13 protein-coding genes are annotated in these 17,629 nt (G+C 72.1%); 2 read left to right on the top strand and 11 right to left on the bottom strand.

From position 1 onward, the window contains the following. Positions 1–127: 127 nt before the first annotated feature. Together FB465_RS10880 and leuA are read right to left on the bottom strand one after the other, a co-directional pair. Entirely contained in the window at positions 128–673 is a 546-nt protein-coding gene (locus FB465_RS10880) for a TerB family tellurite resistance protein (RefSeq protein ID WP_342791794.1), read from the bottom strand. 326 nt (positions 674–999) lie between these two features. Beyond that, on the bottom strand, positions 1,000–2,781 hold the full coding sequence (gene leuA, locus FB465_RS10885; protein WP_145789861.1) for a 2-isopropylmalate synthase: 1,782 nt from the start codon (positions 2,779–2,781) through the stop codon (positions 1,000–1,002). Between the two features lie 315 nt (positions 2,782–3,096). Here leuA and FB465_RS10890 point away from each other — a divergent pair, with 315 nt between their 5' ends. Further along, positions 3,097–4,116, top strand: a complete 1,020-nt coding sequence (locus tag FB465_RS10890) for a M4 family metallopeptidase (RefSeq protein WP_145789862.1) — start codon at positions 3,097–3,099, stop codon at positions 4,114–4,116. A 79-nt stretch (positions 4,117–4,195) separates the two neighbouring features. Next, a complete protein-coding gene (locus FB465_RS10895) occupies positions 4,196–4,495 on the top strand; it encodes a protealysin inhibitor emfourin (RefSeq protein WP_145789864.1) in 300 nt (99 codons plus the stop codon). Here the strand turns inward: FB465_RS10895 and FB465_RS10900 are convergent. From FB465_RS10900 to FB465_RS10945, 9 genes are all read right to left on the bottom strand, one after another. Then, positions 4,471–5,292, bottom strand: a complete 822-nt coding sequence (locus tag FB465_RS10900) for a phosphate ABC transporter ATP-binding protein (protein ID WP_145789865.1) — start codon at positions 5,290–5,292, stop codon at positions 4,471–4,473. The two genes, FB465_RS10895 and FB465_RS10900, sit on opposite strands and share 25 nt — an antisense overlap. A 31-nt stretch (positions 5,293–5,323) precedes the next feature. Beyond that, the gene (locus FB465_RS10905) at positions 5,324–6,247 is read right to left on the bottom strand and encodes a sortase (protein ID WP_211785754.1); all 924 of its coding nucleotides are present in this window, start codon (positions 6,245–6,247) and stop codon (positions 5,324–5,326) included. Further along, the gene (locus FB465_RS10910) at positions 6,244–7,917 is read right to left on the bottom strand and encodes a WxL protein peptidoglycan domain-containing protein (protein ID WP_170290561.1); all 1,674 of its coding nucleotides are present in this window, start codon (positions 7,915–7,917) and stop codon (positions 6,244–6,246) included. The genes FB465_RS10905 and FB465_RS10910 overlap by 4 nt, the downstream gene beginning before the upstream one ends. 120 nt (positions 7,918–8,037) lie before the next feature. Then, positions 8,038–9,630: an Ig-like domain-containing protein gene (locus FB465_RS10915; protein ID WP_145789869.1), complete on the bottom strand. Its 1,593-nt coding sequence runs from the start codon at positions 9,628–9,630 to the stop codon at positions 8,038–8,040. A 53-nt stretch (positions 9,631–9,683) separates the two neighbouring features. Continuing rightward, entirely contained in the window at positions 9,684–10,685 is a 1,002-nt protein-coding gene (locus FB465_RS10920) for a substrate-binding domain-containing protein (protein ID WP_211785755.1), read from the bottom strand. A 102-nt stretch (positions 10,686–10,787) separates the two neighbouring features. After that, a complete protein-coding gene (locus FB465_RS10925) occupies positions 10,788–13,394 on the bottom strand; it encodes a hypothetical protein (protein ID WP_145789871.1) in 2,607 nt (868 codons plus the stop codon). After that, the gene (pstA, locus tag FB465_RS36275; protein WP_211785756.1) at positions 13,391–16,174 is read right to left on the bottom strand and encodes a phosphate ABC transporter permease PstA; all 2,784 of its coding nucleotides are present in this window, start codon (positions 16,172–16,174) and stop codon (positions 13,391–13,393) included. The genes FB465_RS10925 and pstA overlap by 4 nt, the downstream gene beginning before the upstream one ends. Continuing rightward, entirely contained in the window at positions 16,171–17,151 is a 981-nt protein-coding gene (gene pstC, locus FB465_RS10940; protein ID WP_145789873.1) for a phosphate ABC transporter permease subunit PstC, read from the bottom strand. Before pstC ends, pstA begins: the two co-directional genes overlap by 4 nt. Further along, positions 17,148–17,504 carry a hypothetical protein gene (locus FB465_RS10945; protein WP_145789875.1) on the bottom strand — a complete coding sequence of 119 codons (357 nt, stop codon included), beginning with the start codon at positions 17,502–17,504 and terminating at the stop codon, positions 17,148–17,150. The genes pstC and FB465_RS10945 overlap by 4 nt, the downstream gene beginning before the upstream one ends. Positions 17,505–17,629 lie beyond the last annotated feature (125 nt).

The following is a 17,629-nucleotide window of genomic DNA, read 5'->3' on the forward strand; positions in this document are numbered from 1 at the left end:
ACCATTCTCCCGCACCTGGGCAGTGCGCCGGGCAGCCGTGTGCCCGCACCCGGGTCCGTGGGGGGACACCCGCGGGTGCGGGTCACGGCGGGCCCGGAGGGGGGAGTCGGGCCCGGCCTGTGGGGGCTCAGTGCGGCGCGATGGTGGCCGCCTCCAGGAGTTCGTCGACCCGGCCTTCGGCGAGCTTCAGGCAGCGGCCGACTGCGGCCAGTGCGGCGCGCTCCTGCGGGAGGTAGCGCCCGTCGGCCAGTGCGACCCAGGCACCCTGGAGCACCAGGCGCTCGCGGCCCTGCTGGGCGAGATGCGGGGAGAGGGGTTCGAGCGCTGCGTGCAGTTCGATGGTCAGACCGCTGCCGAGGCCGTCGACGTCCATCGGCCCGCCGTCGCCGACGCCGGAGAGTGCGGCCAGCGCGGCGAGCACCTGGGCCTCGCCGCAGTCCTCGAAGCCGGCCTCGCGGATGACCGTGCAGGCGGCGTCCCTGGCGGCCCGGCCGCCGGTGCCGCCGGCCGCGAGCACCGCCAGCGCCACCGTGTACTGGGCGTCGCGCAGCATCGCCGCCAGGCGGACGCTGGTGAGCTGGTCCAGGGTCTCGACGCCGTACCGGCCGTGGCAGGTGGTGCACTGCACGCTGCCGATCACCGGGCCGAGGGGCAGGAGAGGGGTGCCGAGCAACCGCAGCCACCGACGACCGTGCTGCCGACGGTAGTTGCGGTCCCCGCCACAGCCCGGACAGAAGAAATCACCGAGGACGTCCGTCCGCCAGCGAGGGCGAACACCCCACAACCCTGTCACGGCGCCACTCCCCAGACATGGCAGGCGGCCTGCACTTCAATGGGCAGGTCACGCGACCGGACTCCAACAGCCGTCCCACCGACCCTGGTTCCGGTGGATCGATGTTGCCACGGTTACGGGAATGTGTCAGCACCCCGAACGGGTAAAAATGTGGCGTGGGACACATGCAAAGGGGGCCACCCGTTTGGGTGGCCCCCTCGTACGAACTAACCGCGCTGCGCCCGGTTGACGGCGCTGACCATCGCCTTCAGCGAGGCCAGCACGGTGTTGCCGTCGATGCCGACGCCCCACAGCACCTTGCCGTCCACCGCGCACTCGACGTACGCGGCGGCCTGGGCGTCGCCGCCCTCGCTCAGCGCGTGCTCGGCGTAGTCCAGGACGCGGACGTCCACGCCGATCCGGGCCAGTGCGTCACCGAAGGCGGAGACCGGGCCGTTGCCGGTACCGGTCAGGGTGACCGGCACGCCGTCCACCACGGCCTCGGTGGACAGGGCGTCGCGGCCGTCCTCGGTGGTCAGGCTGCGCGAGCCGCTCAGCGCGATCCGGCCCCACGGGTTGTCCTTGGTGGGCAGGTACTCGTCCTGGAAGACCGCCCAGATGTCCGCCGGGGTGACCTCGCCGCCCTCGGCGTCGGTCTTGGCCTGGATGATCCGCGAGAACTCGATCTGCATCCGGCGCGGCAGGTCCAGCTTGTGGTCGTTCTTCAGGACGTACGCGATGCCGCCCTTGCCCGACTGGCTGTTGACCCGGATGACGGCCTCGTAGGAGCGGCCGACGTCCTTCGGGTCGATCGGCAGGTACGGAACCCCCCAGGTGTACTCGCCGACCGGCACGCCGGCCGCCGCCGCGTCGGCCTCCAGGGCGTCGAAGCCCTTCTTGATGGCGTCCTGGTGCGAGCCGGAGAAGGAGGTGTACACCAGGTCGCCGGCGTAGGGGTGGCGCTCCGGTACGACCATCTGGTTGCAGTACTCGTACGTCCGCCGGATCTCGTCGATGTCCGAGAAGTCGATCATCGGGTCCACGCCCTGCGAGAACAGGTTCATGCCGACGTTGACCAGGTCCAGGTTGCCGGTTCGCTCGCCCTGCCCGAACAGACAGCCCTCGACGCGGTCGGCACCCGCCATGATGGCCAGCTCGGCCGAGGCGACGCCGGTGCCGCGGTCGTTGTGCGGGTGGGTCGACAGCGCGATGAACTCGCGGCGGGACAGGTTCCGCGACATCCACTCGATCTTGTCGGCGTAGACGTTCGGGGTGGAGCGCTCGACCGTGGTCGGCAGGTTCAGGATGATCTCGCGGCCCTCGCCGGGCTGCCAGACGTCCATGACCGCCTCGCAGACCTCCAGCGCGAAGTCCAGCTCGGTGTCGATGAAGATCTCCGGCGAGTACTCGTAGCCGAAGACGGTGTCGTCGCGCAGGATCTTCTCGGCGTACTCCATCACCAGGCGGGTGCCGTCGACGGCGATGCCCTTGATGTCGTCCTTGCTGCCCTTGAAGACCACCCGGCGGAACAGCGGGGAGGTCGCGTTGTACAGGTGGACGGTCGCCCGCGGCGCGCCGACCAGGGACTCCACGGTGCGCTCGATCAGGTCCTCACGGGCCTGGGTCAGCACCGAGATGGTGACGTCCTCGGGGATCGCGCCCTCGTTGATCAGCGAGCGGACGAACTCGAAGTCGGTGGCGCCGGAGGACGGGAAGCCGACCTCGATCTCCTTGTAGCCCAGCCTCACCAGCAGGTCGAACATCTTGCGCTTGCGGGCCGGGGACATCGGGTCGATCAGCGCCTGGTTGCCGTCGCGCAGGTCGGTCGACAGCCAGCGCGGCGCCTGCGTGATCATCTTGCTCGGCCAGGTGCGGTCCGGCAGGTCGATGGTGCCGAAGGGTACGTAGCGCTCGAACGGCATGCCGGACGGCTTCTGCTGGACGCTGGCCGCCGTGATGGGAGTGGGGCGGTCGTTGAACGCGCGAGCGATGGAGGACTGCTCAGTCATGAAGGAGACTCTCGGCTTCTCTGTCGATTGCGGGCTGGCCGGGGAGGTGAACACCCGACTGGCCGACTACTGCGCCGCATCGAACTGCATCGCTTGCGCGATACATGGGCACAGCACGATCCCCGCGGCGAGGGAGCCGGCCTACGTGGTCTACAGGCCCTCGCCGCGGCAGCTAAGAAGAAGCAGCCCGTAACGCATGATGTTGTCGAGCGTAACCCAGGTCACCGGCCGGACACAGTGAACCCCGCCACGATTCCACTCCTTGAGACGAACGGCATCGTGACAAGCGGTCATCAATGCCTCACCCTGGGCGACATGACACCAGCAGCCCAGTTCTGCACGATCATTCCGCCGTACGTACTCGACCGGCTCGCCGAGCAGGGCCACGAGGCCGCCCAGCGCTCGCTGGCCCTGGACGTCGTCCACCGCGAGGCCCGCCTGAGCGCGGTCGCGCCCAAGGTCCCGGCGCAACGGCTGAGCCGCACCATCGGCGACGCCCACCACGCCCAGCGCGCACCCGGCAAGCCGGTGCGCCTCGAGGGCCAGCCGCCGGTCAAGGACGCCCCCGTCAACCGTGCTTACGACGGCCTCGGGGCCACCTTCGCGCTCTACGAGGAGATCTACGGCCGCCACTCCATCGACGGCAGCTGGCTGCCGCTCGACGCCACCGTCCACTACGGGCGGGACTACGACAACGCCTTCTGGGACGGCGCCCGGATGGTGTTCGGGGACGGCGACGGCGTGATCTTCAACGACTTCACCATCTCCCAGGACGTCATCGGCCACGAACTCACCCACGGCGTCACCCAGTACACCGCCGGCCTGGACTACCGCGGCCAGTCCGGCGCGCTCAACGAGTCCGTCTCGGACGTCTTCGGCTCCCTGGTCAAGCAGTACGCTCTGCGGCAGCCGGCCGCCGAGGCGGACTGGCTGATCGGCGCGGGCCTGCTGGCGCCCGGGGTGCACGGCGTCGCGCTGCGCTCGATGAAGGCCCCCGGCACGGCGTACGACGACGAGCGGCTCGGCAAGGACCCGCAGCCCGCCCATCTGCGGGACTACGTCGACACCGCCGAGGACCAGGGCGGGGTGCACATCAACTCCGGCATCCCCAACCACGCCTTCTACCAGCTGGCCACCGCCCTCGGCGGCAACGCCTGGGAGCGCGCCGGGCAGATCTGGTACGACACCCTGACCGGTGGCGGGCTGGCCCACGACTCCGACTTCACCGCCTTCGCCCGGGCCACCGTGGCCGCCGCCCGGGCCAGGTACGAGGACGAGGCGGTGGCGAACACGGTCGTGGCGGCCTGGTCCCAGGTCGGCGTCAGCACGACCTGAGTACAGCAGCCGCGCAGTGCGCGGGGGCAACTCTGTAAAAACTCTGCAAATCCCACCACTGCGTAGCACACTGACAACCATGCGTATCCAGGTGACCCGGACCGGCGGCCTGGCCGGCCTCGCCCACCGTGCGGAGCTGGACACCGCCGAACGCCACGACGCGCCGCACGTCCACGCCCTCGCCCGCGAGGCCGTGGCGGGGGGCCTTCGCGCCCCCTCGTACGGCGTGCCGGACGGCTTCCACTACGAGATCACCGTGGACGGCCGGACGGTCTACTGCGCCGACCCGAAGCTGAGCGAGTCCCAGCGCGAGCTGATCTCGCTGGTCCTGCGCGAGGGCGTCCAGCTGTCGGCTCAGCCGAAGCGGCCGTTGACGTAGTCGGAGGTGCGCGGGTCGGCCGGGGTGGTGAACATCGCCTCGGTCGGGCCGTGTTCGACGATCCCGCCCGGGGTCCCGTGCTCGGCGAGGAAGAAGGCGCACCGGTCGGAGACCCGGTGCGCCTGCTGCATGTTGTGGGTGACGATCACGATGGTGACCTCGTGCACCAGCTCCCGGATGGTCTGCTCGATCCGGCGGGTGGAGGTCGGGTCGAGGGCGGAGCAGGGCTCGTCCATGAGCAGCACCTTGGGGCGGACGGCCAGCGAGCGGGCGATGCACAGGCGCTGCTGCTGGCCGCCGGAGAGCGCCCCGCCGGGCTGGCGCAGCCGGTCCTGGACCTCGCGCCAGAGGCCGGCCTTGGTCAGGCACTCCTCGACCAGGTGGTCCTTCTCGGCCCGGGAGGCCCGGATCCCCGTGAGCTTGAGGCCGGCCACCACGTTGTCGTAGATGGACATCGCGGGGAAGGGATTGGGCTTCTGGAAGACCATGCCGATGTCGCGGCGGGCGCTGGTGAGGCGGCGCTCGGGTGCGTAGATGTCGGAGCCTTCGAGCAGTACCTCTCCCGCGAGGGCGGCGCCCGGGATCAGCTCGTGCATCCGGTTGAGGATCCGCAGGAAGGTGGACTTGCCGCAGCCGGACGGGCCGATCAGCGCGGTGACCTGCCCGGCGGGCATCGTCAGCGAGACCTGATCGAGGACCTTGCGGTCGCCGAACCAGGCCGAGACGGCGCGGGCGTCCAGGCTGCCCGCGGTGGTCCGCGGGCCGGGCAGCACGACCGTGCTGTCGATGCTGGTCATACGGCGATCCCCTTCGTTCTGTGACGGTATGTCAGATCAGGTTGGGCAGCAGGCGGGCGACCTCGTCGGCGACCGAGAGCGCGAGCGCGCTCAGGACCGGGACGCCGACGATCCACGCCTGCAGCCGCCCCCAGCGCGACCAGGCCAGGGCCAGCGCGACGGCGGCGAGCAGCAGCGACTCGCCCCAGAGCACCAGCGGGATCCAGGCGTCGCCGTCGGTGCCCATCACCCGCTCGGCGGGTGGCAGCGCGTCGGCCGTGAGCGGGCGGGCGTTGGCGGGCTTCACCTCGGAGACCAGGTCGGCGTCGACCAGCAGCGTGCCGGACGGCGCGTACCGGGGCCCGTCCCCGGTGACCAGGACCAGCCGGCCCGAGCCGTTCTTCAGGGCGGCGGGCACCGGGTCGCCGGCCCGGCGGACGTCCAGGACCCGGTAGGTGTGGGTGCCCTGGCCGGTGGTGACGGTGAAGGTCTCGGTCGCCCGCAGGCTGCCCAGCGCGCCGAACGGCCCGCCGAACCCGGCCTGGCGGCCGAGCAGGACGCTGGTGCCAGCCTGGCCCGGCATCGGGGTGTCCCGGCGGTGACCGGGCCCGGCCTCCAGCACGGCGCCGGTGGTCCCCTCCCGCACCACCTCGCGCAGGCCCAGCTCCGGGATCTCCAACAGGGCCACAGGCGTGCCGAGTTCGACGAGTCTCCCGTCCTTGGCGCGCTGGCCGATCGGGGTGGTGCCCATGGCGAGGCTCTCGCGCAGTTCGGCGTAGCCGGTCTCGTGGTCGCGCAGGTGGCGCAGGCCGCCGAGCGGGCCGAGGTCGAGGAGCAGCCCCAGCAGCAGGGCGGCCACGATCGCCAGTGCGGCACCGACCAACTGCGGCCCGTCCGGGCGCATTCGAGTCCGGCCCACCGGCGGAGCGACGCACGGATCGGCGACGGGCGCGGGTGGCAGATCGGTCACGGTCATTCGGCGGCCTCGCCCCTGTCGCGCCCGGCGCGCAGGCGGCGCGCGTACGGCAGCCCGATCCAGCCGAGCAGCAGGATCCCGGCGCCGGTCGCCACCCAGGAAGCCACCGGCGCGCCCTGCGGCTTCGGGGCGGCGGCGGCCTCGGGCGCGGCCTGCGGCGTGCTCGCCATGGTCACCGGGTCGGCCCCGGCACCGTGGAGCACGCCCTCCGGAGCGACGGTGACGGCCTGCCAGGTGCTCGGGGTGGTGAAGGTCAGCACGCCGGTGAAGTCCCGTCGCGAGGCCGGGTTGACCTTGCCTCGGCAGCTCGCGGTGATGGTGTACGCGCCGTGCAGCGGCCCGGAACCGTTCCGGGTGGCGACCACGCGGAGGGTGTTGCTGAGCGGCAGCACGTACCCGCCGTTGGAGGCGAGCCGGTACACCGAGGCGGCGACCGTCCCGGTGAGCGGCGCGCCTTCGGCGGGGAAGCCGGAGCCGGCGATCCGTACGGCGAGGTAGTCGGCGGCCGGGTCGGGGCACTGCCCGGAGGTGAGCAGATCGATGGCGTCGTCGTCGTGCCCCGTCGCGTAGTCGAAGGCGAGTGTTCCGGTGTCCGCGGCCGATGCCTTGGGCGCCAGCGGGAGTTGGACGAGCAGCAGGCCCGCCACGAGCAGCGCTCCGACCGCGACCGGCGCCGGGACGGCGGGAGGGGCCGGGCGGCGGCGCCGCTGCCACCACCGGCCGCCGAACAGGGCCAGGGGGAGCACGACTGCCAGCAGCGCCCACGGGATGCTGGCGAACCGCTGCTTGGAGACACTGCTGGAGAGTTTCGGGTCCCGGTCGCCGCCGATCGCGAGCGGGTCGATGGTGATCCCGGCGGTGGCCCAGAGGGTGGGGTAGGCCCCGGCCACGTCCAGACGGTAGGTGACGACGTTCCCCGGCAGCAGTTCCTGGAGATCGGCGGGCGCGTTGCCGGTGGCGATCGAGCCGAGGAGGTTGCTCACCCGGACGGCCTGCCTGCCGCCGAGCCGCACGTTGCCGGTGTTGCGCACCGAGTAGCTGATGGTGGTGTGCCCGGCGGCGAGAGGGTTGAGGCTCGGGTGGTACACCGCCCGGGCGTTCTCGACCCTGAGTTCGGCACGGAGCTCGCCCGAGACCCGGACGTGCACCCGGGCGCCGACCCGCTGGTCCACGGTCACCGCGTTGCCCTTGGCGTCCTTGCTCTCGCGGCGCAGCGAGGCGACGATGCCGGCGGCGTGGTCACCGGGCGAGGCGGCGGCCGGGACGGCGAGGGTGAAGGGCACGATCTGCCGGCTGCGGGCCGGCAGGGTCAGCGAGTCGGCGGCGGTCTTGAGCCACGTGCCCGCCTGGGTCGAGGGTCTGCCCTCGGGCAGCACGTCGTAGCCGCCGGAGTCGGTGTTGAACGCGTCGGCCGGGTAGAGGCGCAGGGTGAGCGGCTGGTCACTGTAGTTCCAGACCGCGACGTGGTCCTTGACCACGGCACCGGGCGTCGCGGCATAGGAGAAGGTGCCGCGGCTGTCCGGCTCCGTGGCGCTCGCGGGCTGGATGCCGAAGGTCTGCGCGGCGCCGGCGGGCGGGCTTCCGGCGGGCTGGTCGTCGGCGTGCGCCGGTCCGCCGCCGAGCAGCAGGACCAGCAGGGCTGGGGCGAGTACCAGGAGCCATCTGCGCATCGGCGGTGTCATCCTCGGGTGCGGTACGGACAGTTCAGGGGGCCGTCCTGGCGGTACGGGGACCACCAGGACGGCCACTGTGTGACGGGATCCGTGGGACGGGATCTGTGCGACGGATCGTCAGATCGCGGTCAGCGTGAGCACGCCCTGGTACGTCCCGGCCAGGGTGGAGGTCGGGGCGAGCAGGGTGAGGTCGGCGCCGAACTTGGCGGTGCCGAGGCCGGTGGCGGTGGCCAGCGTCCGGGCGGACTTCAGGCCGAGCACACCGGTGTCGTTGGCCTCGACGGCGTTGGCCGGGTTGACCTGGCCGCCGAGGGTGACCTTGAGGCTGTCGCCCTTGGAGACCAGGTTCGGGGCCCAGCCGAGGTTCTGCGCGTTGATGGCGTTGGCGCCCGAACTGAACTGCGCGACCTGGCCGCTGACCGACCAGCCCGGCGCACCGGCCCGGGTGTCGGTGACGGTGACGGTCTGGATCGGGCCGGTGGTGGAGAAGAGGGTGCTGGTGCTGTTCAGCGTGAGCGGCGGCAGGGTGACGTTGCTGCCGGCCACGCTGATCACCAGGGCGCCGGGGGCGACCGTGGTGGTGATGGTCTCGGAGACCGGGGCCGGCGGGGTCGAACCGGACGGCGGCGGGGTGACCACGGGGGTGACGGTGAAGGCCACGGCGGCGGAGGCCGAGGCGGCGAACTTGGCCGGGTCGGCCGGGGTGAAGGCGGCGGTGAAGGAGTGGTCGCCCTCGGCCAGGCTGCTGGTGGAGAGCTGGGCCGTGCCGCCGCTGACCGCCTGGCTGCCGATGACGGTGCCGTTGTCCTTGAAGTCGACGGTGCCCTCGGCGCCCGCGGTGACGGTGGCGCTCAGCTGCACCGGGGTGCCCTTGGCCGCCGAGCCCGCCGGGGAGACGGCCAGCGCGGTGGTGGTGGCCGCCGCGCCCTTGGGGCTGATGGTGTACGAGGTGGCGGCGGAGGTCGAGCCGAGGAAGGCGGCGTCCGTCGAGGTGAAGACGGCCGAGAGGCTGTGCGCGCCCTCGGTGAGGGCGTTGGAGGTGAGCGAGGCCTGGCCGGACGTCACGGCGACCGGCGAACCGATCGCGGTGGTGCCGTCCAGGAACTGCACGGTGCCGGAGGCGGCCGGGGAGACGGTGGCGCTCAGCGTGACGTCGCTGCCGACGGTGGCCGATCCGTTCGGGGTGACCGTGAGCGCGGTGGTGGTCGCGGTGGCGGCCGGTGCGTTCGGGTCGGTGGAGGTGTAGGCGGTGGGGCTGGTGAACCAGATCGCGCCGACGAAGTCACCGAAGTACGTCGTCCCGATCTTGGCGCGGCAGCGCAGGTGGAACTCGTACTTGCCGCTCAGCGTGGTGAAGCCGTTCTTCTGCGCGAAGCTGCGCATGGTGTCGTTGAGCGGGACGGTGAGGCGGCCCTGGGCGTCCGGCGGGAAGACGGACTGTGCCTGGTTGAGCGAGACGCCGTAGCCGTCGACCGGGAAGCCCTGCCCGAAGACCAGGGTCTGCAGGTTGGTGCCGCCGGGGCAGGAGCCCGAGGAGACCACGCTCATCAGCTCGTCGTCGGCACCGGTGGCCGGGTTGACGGCCAGGGTGCCGATGGTCGGGCTGGGGCTGTCGGCGTAGGCGGCGACCGAGCCGATCATGCTGATGCTGCCGGCGGCCAGGACGGTGGCCGCGCCGAGCGCTACGGAGCGCGGAATGCGGATGCTCACGGTGATTCGTGCCTTTCTGGCAGTGGAGTTCACGCAGTGGAGGTGACGGTGCGTCAGCCGGTGGTACGGGAGGTGTCGCCGCAGTTGGCATTGGTGCCGAAGCCGTACTGCTTGATGACGGCGGACTGCTGGCAGATCTGCGAGTTGGCGCCGACGAAGACGTCGCTCCACGGGCTGGTGCCGACCTTGCCGGTCGGGATGACGTTGTAGACGTCGCGGGTGGCCGCGGCGCTGGTGTTCAGCAGCACCGAGGGCACGCCGTTGACGTTGCCCAGCTGGGCGGTGCCGCGCAGGTCGGCGAGGGTGCCGGAGCTCTGCGCGATGTACTGGGCGATCGAGAAGGGCACCAGCGAGTTGGCGTCGAGGACGCGGCCGTCGTGCTCCTCGATCTTCTTGCCGCCCTTGGTGTCGCTGAGGCAGGGGTACTTGTTGGCGGCGACATCGGCCTCGGTGATGCCGACGGTGGCCTCCCAGAAGCTCCGGGTGCCCGAGCCGGCCTGCGGCAGCAGCGGGTGGATGCTGTAGTTCGGCGCGGTCCCGACGTAGCCCGGGTCGCAGCTGTAGATGGCGTGCAGGTCGGCGGTGGACAGGTCGAGCGGCAGCGAGCTGCCCGCGCTGACGGCGTACGTCACGCCGTCCACGGCGAACGGCACATAGGTCAGGCCGGGGGTGGCGGCCGACAGGTTGAGGCTGGAGGAGCGGGAGAACTGCAGGCAGTTGTTGCCCTTGTTGAGCTCGTTGAGCAGCGCGGTGCGGCCGGCACCGGAGCCGTTCGGCCGGTTGAGGCCCTGGCAGGCGGCGGCCGCCTGGGTGTTGATGGTGGCCGAGCCGACCGCGTCGTACGAGCCGATCACCTTCTGGCCGCCGACGGTGATGGTGTTGGCGAGCGCGTTCATCACGCCCTGGGTGGTGTCCGAGCCGACGCCGGCGAGCTGCCGGTACGTCGGGGCGCCGGACGGGTCGGCCTGGGCAGAGCCCGTCCCCGCCACCACCAGGCCGAGGCCGGCCGCGACGGTGACGCACTTGGCGAGGTGGCTCTTGGTGAGACTCTTCACGGTGTTCTTTCCTCACAAGGGCTGTTTTCGGGCACGGCGGAAGGGCTCTTCCGCCGGGTGGCGCACGTACGTCGGCGGTGGTCGGGGTAGAGGTGGTCGGGGTCAGCGGCTCCGCTTGCGCAGCAGCCGCGGGACGAGGAGCCCGGCAGCGCCCGCGAGCAGCCCGGCGATCAGCGCGCCGAGCAGCAGGTAGCGGAGACCGCCGACCTCGGTTCGGGCGGTACGGGCGACCGGCGCGGCCGGTACCGTCGGGGCGAGCGTGGTCGGGGTGTGGGAGGACGGAGCCGGCGAGGCGGGCTGGGCGGGCGCGTCCTGCGCGTCCCGGGCCGCCTGGCCGGGCGGCGCCTCCTCGGGTGGTTGGGGCGCGAGCGGGCCGCTGGGCCGAGGGGCGGGGACAGCCGGCGCCGTCACGGTCTCCGGTACGCCGGCCCGGTCCTCGATCAGCTTGGCCGCCGACCTGGTCCGCTCCCGCATCGCCTCGGGCAGCGGTGCGTAGCCCTCGGCGAGCTGCCCGGCCGCGACGCCCGGCGTCTGGCCGTCGCCCATCGCGTAACGCAGCAGCGCGGCATAGGATTTGCCGCTCTCCCGGTCGAGCGCGGAGGGCACCGTGGCGGCGTAGGTGATGCTGGTCAGCGGGTAGCCGCCCTTCGCCTTCGAGGCCGGGTCAGCGAGCATCACGTCGGCGACCCCGCTGGGCACGGCCGCTGCGGCCGAGGTGAGCAGTGCGGCGTTGGTGGGCGCGACGAACTCGCCTGCGGAGTTGCGCAGTCGGGCGGTGCTCAGACCGTACCTGGCCGCCTGCGCGGTGGTGGTCACGGCCATCACGCCACGCAGCCCCTGGGCCTGCGGCGGGCCCTTCTTGAGTGAGCCGGGCGTGGTGGTGGCGTCCCAGACCGACTTCGCCAGGGTGTCCCCGCGGGCGGCGGCCCTGGCCGCCTCACGCATGGTGTTGGAGAGCGGGTGCGAGTCGAGGTTGCACCAGTCCGGGCGGCCGGTGGGATCGTCGGGGAACTTCTGGCAGTAGTCGTCCGGCTTGGGGTAGTTGGCGTGCAGCCCCTGGAGGCCGTCCCGCAGGAAGGCCGGGTTGACCGAGTCGTGCCACTTCGGGCTCACCGCGCCCTTGAGGAAAGCGGCGGCGTCCGGGTCGCTCAGCAGCCAGATCCAGACCAGCAGCGCGGCGTCGCTGTCGCCAGTCGGCAGCAGCAGGTCGGGGATTCTGGACGGGAAGTAGAGATCCTTGAACTGCGGGTTCAGCTCCAGGAATTCGGGGTCGGAGGTGAGGTCGAGCGGGTTTGCCGCGGGAACATCGGGATCACCCGGGTTGACGGCGTACCGGTAGCTCTGGGTGAGCAGCTTGGCCACCAGGCGGGGCGTCAGGTTCATGTCCGGGATCCGCTGGCCGTCCTTCTGCCGGATCTCCGGCGGGGTCCGGGAGTAGGACTGGCTCTCGATGTCGAAGGCGATGGTGAGCCCGGAGACCGCGAGCGGCGCGTAGACCGGGGTCCGGCCGCGCGCCTGGTACTTCTGGGCCAGCGGGAAGCCGAGGTAGACCAGCCCCGGGTCGCTGCGTACCAGGCGGGTGCGGGCCAGGGTGTCGGTCGTCTGGGTGTAGCTGAAGATCCCGCCGGCCTGCCGGCAGAGCACCGGCTGCCAGCGCCAGATCGTCTCGGCGGCCAACTCGCTGCCGGCGGTGGGCCGTTCGATACTGCCGATCGGGCAGGAGAGGCCGACCGGCTCGAAGTGCAGCGGGACGACCAGGCGCCGGCTCCAGTTGGTGGCGCTGAGCGGCGAGGACTGCAGCTTGGCGGAGTCCCCGGTGGGTGCCTGGCCGTCCACCTCGTGCTCACCGCGCGGCACGATCACCAGCCAGCAGCGGCGGCCCTCGGCGAACGGGCCCGGCGCGCCCTTGGGCGTCTGGCCGCAGCCCAGGCCGGGAGCCTCCATACCGGTCTGGATCTCGAAGAACAGCTGCCCGGTGCCGTCCGCGCGGGTCGGCGCGAAGGGCACCTCGTTGGTGGACTGCACGTCGTAGAACTGGCTGGTGCCGTCGGTCTCCGCCGGGGCGCCGGTGGCGGGCCGGAAGGGGGCGTAGACGTTCTGGTTCTCCCCGGTCGGCTTCCGGGTCTCGGCCGGATCCACCAGCGTACGGCCGTAGTTGAGCTGCCTGCTGGGCACGTACGCGCCGCCGCGGCTGTCACCCTTGGTCGCACCGTACTGGCACTGCTCGCGGTCCGGCCCGGTGCCATCGTCGCCCCAGCACTGCATGAACTCGAGGTAGTTCTGGCCGAAGGACATCGGACTGGGCCAGGTCGGCCTGCCGCCCTTCCAGGTGATCCCGACCACCTGGTTGACCAGGTGGGTGGTCTGGCCGACGGTCACCTCGAGGCCGGCGAACTCGCCCTGGCCCCGGACGGTGACCGGCTCCGGGCTGACCGCGGCGGGCCGGACGGCGGTCGCCCCCGCCTCGGGCTGCGCGGCTCCGGGCCGGGCCGCCGGGGCGGGGGCTGGGGCAGGGGCCGCATCGATCGGGGCCGGGGCGCCGGTGATCGGGTCGACCGGGATCTGCGGGCTCGCCTCGGACGCCGCGGCGACCCCGGCCGGGGGCCCGCCCGGGTCGGCGGAGAGCGCCGCGCCGCCGGCCGTGGCCAGCACCAGGGTGAGCGCACCGGCCGTACGCAGCGCCCGCCGGACCGTCCCGGACCGTCTCATCGCCGCTCCTCCCGGCTCCGGGCCGCACGGCCCGCGACCAGCGGCGGCAGCACGATGACCCCGCCCAGCAGCGCGCCCGCGATCAGCATCAGCGCGTGCCGCAGACCGCTGCCGGCCGTCGCGGAGATGGCCACGGAGTCCGCGCTGACCTGCTGGCCGCCGCCCGCCGCTCCCCCGTCGCCACCGCCACCGGTCAGCGCCGGGTCACCGCCGGCCGCCGACCCCCCGGCCGCGCCGCCCGTACCGCCTGCGGCCCCTGCCCCACCCGCACCGCCGGAGCCGGCCGCGCCGCCGGAGGCCGAGCCCGCGCCACCGCCCGAGCCGGTGCCCACCGGCGTGGTCTGCTTCGCGCCGCCCGTACCCGTCCCGCACTGGGTGGCCGAGCCCTTCCGGTCGCAGTCCTGCGGCGGATCGGCGCTCTCCGCGTACGGGTTGTGCCCGCCCGGGCCGAAGGTCGGGTTGGTGCACTTCGAGGCGTCGAAGGCGCGTGCCTCGCTGCCGGGGACCTTGGCGAACTGCTCGAAGGCGGACTTGACCAGCTGCGGCGTCAGCGGCGAGTAGCCCAGCCCGTCGGCCTGCTTCTGGCCCTCGCAGAGGAAGTAGTAGCCGAAGGCGGCCAGCGTCCGCCCCTTGTCCCTGCTGAAGGTGCCGACCTCGGAGGTGTGCACCGCCATGTAGCTGTAGCTGGAGAGCGGGTACGCGCTGCGCTCCGTGCTGTCGTACACGCCGTCGAGCTGCTGGGTCAGGTCGGACGGGTTGATCGCGGCGCTCTTGAGCGCCACGGAGACGTTCCTGCCGTTGGGCTCGACGTAGTAGCCGGACCGGTTCAGCATCTTGACGACCGGGAAGTTGCTGTTCAGCGCATACGAGTACTCGACGTAGGTGATGGCGCCGACGTTGGACTCGTTGGCGACGGCGTTGGCGACGGCCACCGAGGTGCCCAGCGCCTGCCAGGTGCTGCCGTTCAGCAGCGGGAAGAACGAGGTCGTCCCGCACGGGGTGTGCCGCGGGGTGCTGCGGCAGTAGTCGTCCCAGATGTTCTGCTGCCGCTTGCTCATCCAGGTGGTGAGCTGCGCCGTGGTGCCCGAGCCGTCCGAGCGGACCACCGGGCGGACGGCCACGTCGGGCATCTTCAGGCCGGGGTTGTCGGCCTGCACCGCGGGGTCGTTCCAGCGGGTGATCCTGCCCGTGAAGATCTTGGCGATGACGTCCCCGGAGAGCCGCAGGTTGGTGACCCGCTGCCCGCCGATCTTCAGGTTGTACATGAACGAGGTGCCGCCGGCGACGATCGGCAGATAGGCCATCGGCCAGGGCGGCGGAGCGTCGAACTGCCCGCCGTCGGTGAGCCCGTACGGGATCTCGGAGACCGCGAAGTCCGTCGCCCCGTTCTTGAACTGGTTGCGCCCGTACGAGGAACCCTGCGCGTCGAAGTCGATGGTCATGCCGTACTGCCGGACGTTGCTGATCCAGGAGTCCATCGCGTTGCTGCTCCAGGTGGAGCCCGCGCCGCTGATCCGGCGGTAGTCCTCGGCCGCCGCCCGGGGTGCCGCACCGAGCAGCAGCGAGGAGCAGATCAGTGCCAGCGCGGCCAGCACGGTGACGGTACGGGAGATCACGGGTTCCTTCCGGGAGGGTCGGGCTGTCGCCATCCGCCGCACGTCCTCGGCCGAACGGCGGGCGCGGCGGAGTTGCTGACGTCTCGTCAGCTCGCCGGGGCCTCGGCCGCCGAGGGTCCGGGCGACGAGGAAGAGCAGCAGCACCAGGGTCAGCAGCACCGCCGCCGCGCCGAAGGCGCGCGAGACCTGCAGCTGGGAGGGGAACTTGACCAGCGTGAAGGCCATCAAGGGCAGCGAGGCCTGCGGGTCGTGCAGCGGGTCGAGGTTGAGGTTCTTGGTGTAGCCGGAGCAGAGCAGCACCGGCGAGGTCTCGCCGATCCCGCGGGCCGCGCCCAGGATCACCGCGGTGGCCAGCCCGGAGCGGGCGCTGGGAAGCGTCACCGTCCAGACCGTGCGCCAGCGGCTCGAACCCAGGGCGTACGAGGCCTCCTTGAGCGAGGCGGGGACAAGGCGCAGCACCACGTCGGTGGCCCGGATCAGGATCGGCAGCATCATCACCGAGAGCGCCACGCCCGCCGCCAGGCCGGAGCGCGAGAAGCCGAGGGCGAGCACCAGGACGGCGTAGATGAAGAGCCCGGCCAGGATCGACGGCAGCGCCGTCATCGCCTCCACCAAGGTGCGGACCAAGCGGCTGAAGCGGCCGGGGACTTCGCTCAGGAAGACGGCGCAGCTGATCCCGAGCGGGATGGTGATCAGCAGGGAGATGGTGATCTGGGTGAGCGTGCCGATCAGGGCGTGCAGCGCGCCGCCCTTGGTCAGCGGGTCGGCGGGGCCGGCCTCGGAGAGGTCCTGGGTGTAGAAGTTGGTGTGCCGCAGCGCGTCGAAGCCGTGCAGGAAGACATAGCCGACCGTCCAGACCAGCACCCCCAGCAGCAGCGCCGCGATGCTGTGCACCACGGCCGAGGCCAGCCGGTCGCGTACGGCGAGCGCGCTCTCGTCCCGGGAGACCAGCAGCGCGTAGAAGCCCAGGAAGGCCAGCCAGGTGCAGACCGCGAAGCCGACGCCGCCGCTGAACGGGGCGAACCGCTGGAACAGCAGCGAGCTGAAGGCGAGCGCGCCGGCCAGGCTCCACAGGAAGGCGTAGCGGTCACTTGCCCGGCGGGCGCCGGTCCGGCGGCGGGGCTGCTCCACGGCGGGGGCCGGGCCGGGGACGACGGTCGTCATGAGCTGGCCCCCGAGCGGCTGCGGGCGACCACGGCGGCCGCGGCGAAGTTGACCACCAGCGTGAGCAGGAAGAGCGTCAGCCCCGCGGCCATCAGCGCGGAGATGGAGAAGTCCGTCGAGTCGCCGTACCGCAGCGCGATCAGCGGGGCGACGGCACTGCCGCCGGTCTGCAGGATGTGCGGCTGGATCTCGAAGTGCATGGAGAGGATCAGGTACACGGTGATCGTCTCGCCGAGGGCCCGGCCGAGGCCGAGCATCGTCCCGCCGATGATCCCGCCGCGCCCGAACGGCAGCACCACCGCGCGGATCATCCCCCAGCGGGTGCTGCCCAGGGCGTACGCGCCCTCGCGCTCGCCCGCCGGGGCCTGGTCGAACACCTCGCGCATGATCGAGCACATGATGGGCGTGATCATGAAGGCGACCACGGTGCCCGCCATCAGGCTGGACGCGGTGTAGATCAGCGGCGGGTTCAGCGGGTCGTCCACGTCCACACCGTTGACGTGCAGCAGCGGGATCCAGCCGAGGTAGGTGGAGAGCCAGCGGGCGGTGCCGGCCAGCTTGTACTGCAGCAGCACGAAGCCCCACACGCCGTAGACCACGCTGGGCACGGCCGCCATCAGGTCGACCATCCCGATCAGGGTGCGCTTGAGCCGCCGGGGCGCGTACTCGCTGATGTACAGCGCGCTGCCGAGCGCCAGCGGTACGGCCAGGCAGACGGCGATGCCGCCGATCAGCACCGTGCCGACCAGTACGGCGGCGATGCCGAACTGGCCGTGGCCGCCGTCCGGGTTCCAGGCCTCGGTGGTCAGGAAGGAGAGACCGGCGGTGCGCAGCGCGGTGCTCGCACGGACGGCGAGGTAGCCGCCCACCCCGAGCATCACCAGCAGGACGAGAGCGCCGCTGCCACGGGCCCAGGCCAGGAAGATGCGGTCCGGCAAGCCCGGGTCGGCCGTCAGCGCACGCGGGGAGTCCGTCACGCGTTGCTCCCCGGCTCCGCGCTGCGGGCCCCGGCCAGGAAGCGGGCGAGGTTGTACTGGCACTCGCGCTGGCGCCGGTAGCCGCGCGCCGAACAGGCCACCGTCCGGCCGTCCAGCTCGATCCGCCAGCGCCAGAGCTGACCGCGGTCGACGGCGCCGATGGTGGCCCGGCCCTGGTCCAGCCGCTGCTGCAGCTGCTCGATGGCCGCCCGGCAGGACGGTACGTCCCGGAAGGTCTCCTCGCTCTGCCCGAGGTGCCGGTTGTTCGCACCGAGCAGCCGCCACACCGTCCCGCCGGGCGCCACGTCGGGGCGCGGCGGTCTGCTGACGATCAGAAATCTGGAATGCCCCATGCCGCTGTTCGCCTTCCGCAAGCGCTCCGTGGCCGGAACAGACCGTCTCGGCTCAGGAGGGCTTCTCAGGTGCGGAACAGTGAACGCCGGACACGCGACGCCTGAACGAACGGTGCGCGACTCCT

It is taken from the genome of Kitasatospora atroaurantiaca (assembly GCF_007828955.1).
Taxonomy (GTDB): domain Bacteria; phylum Actinomycetota; class Actinomycetes; order Streptomycetales; family Streptomycetaceae; genus Kitasatospora; species Kitasatospora atroaurantiaca.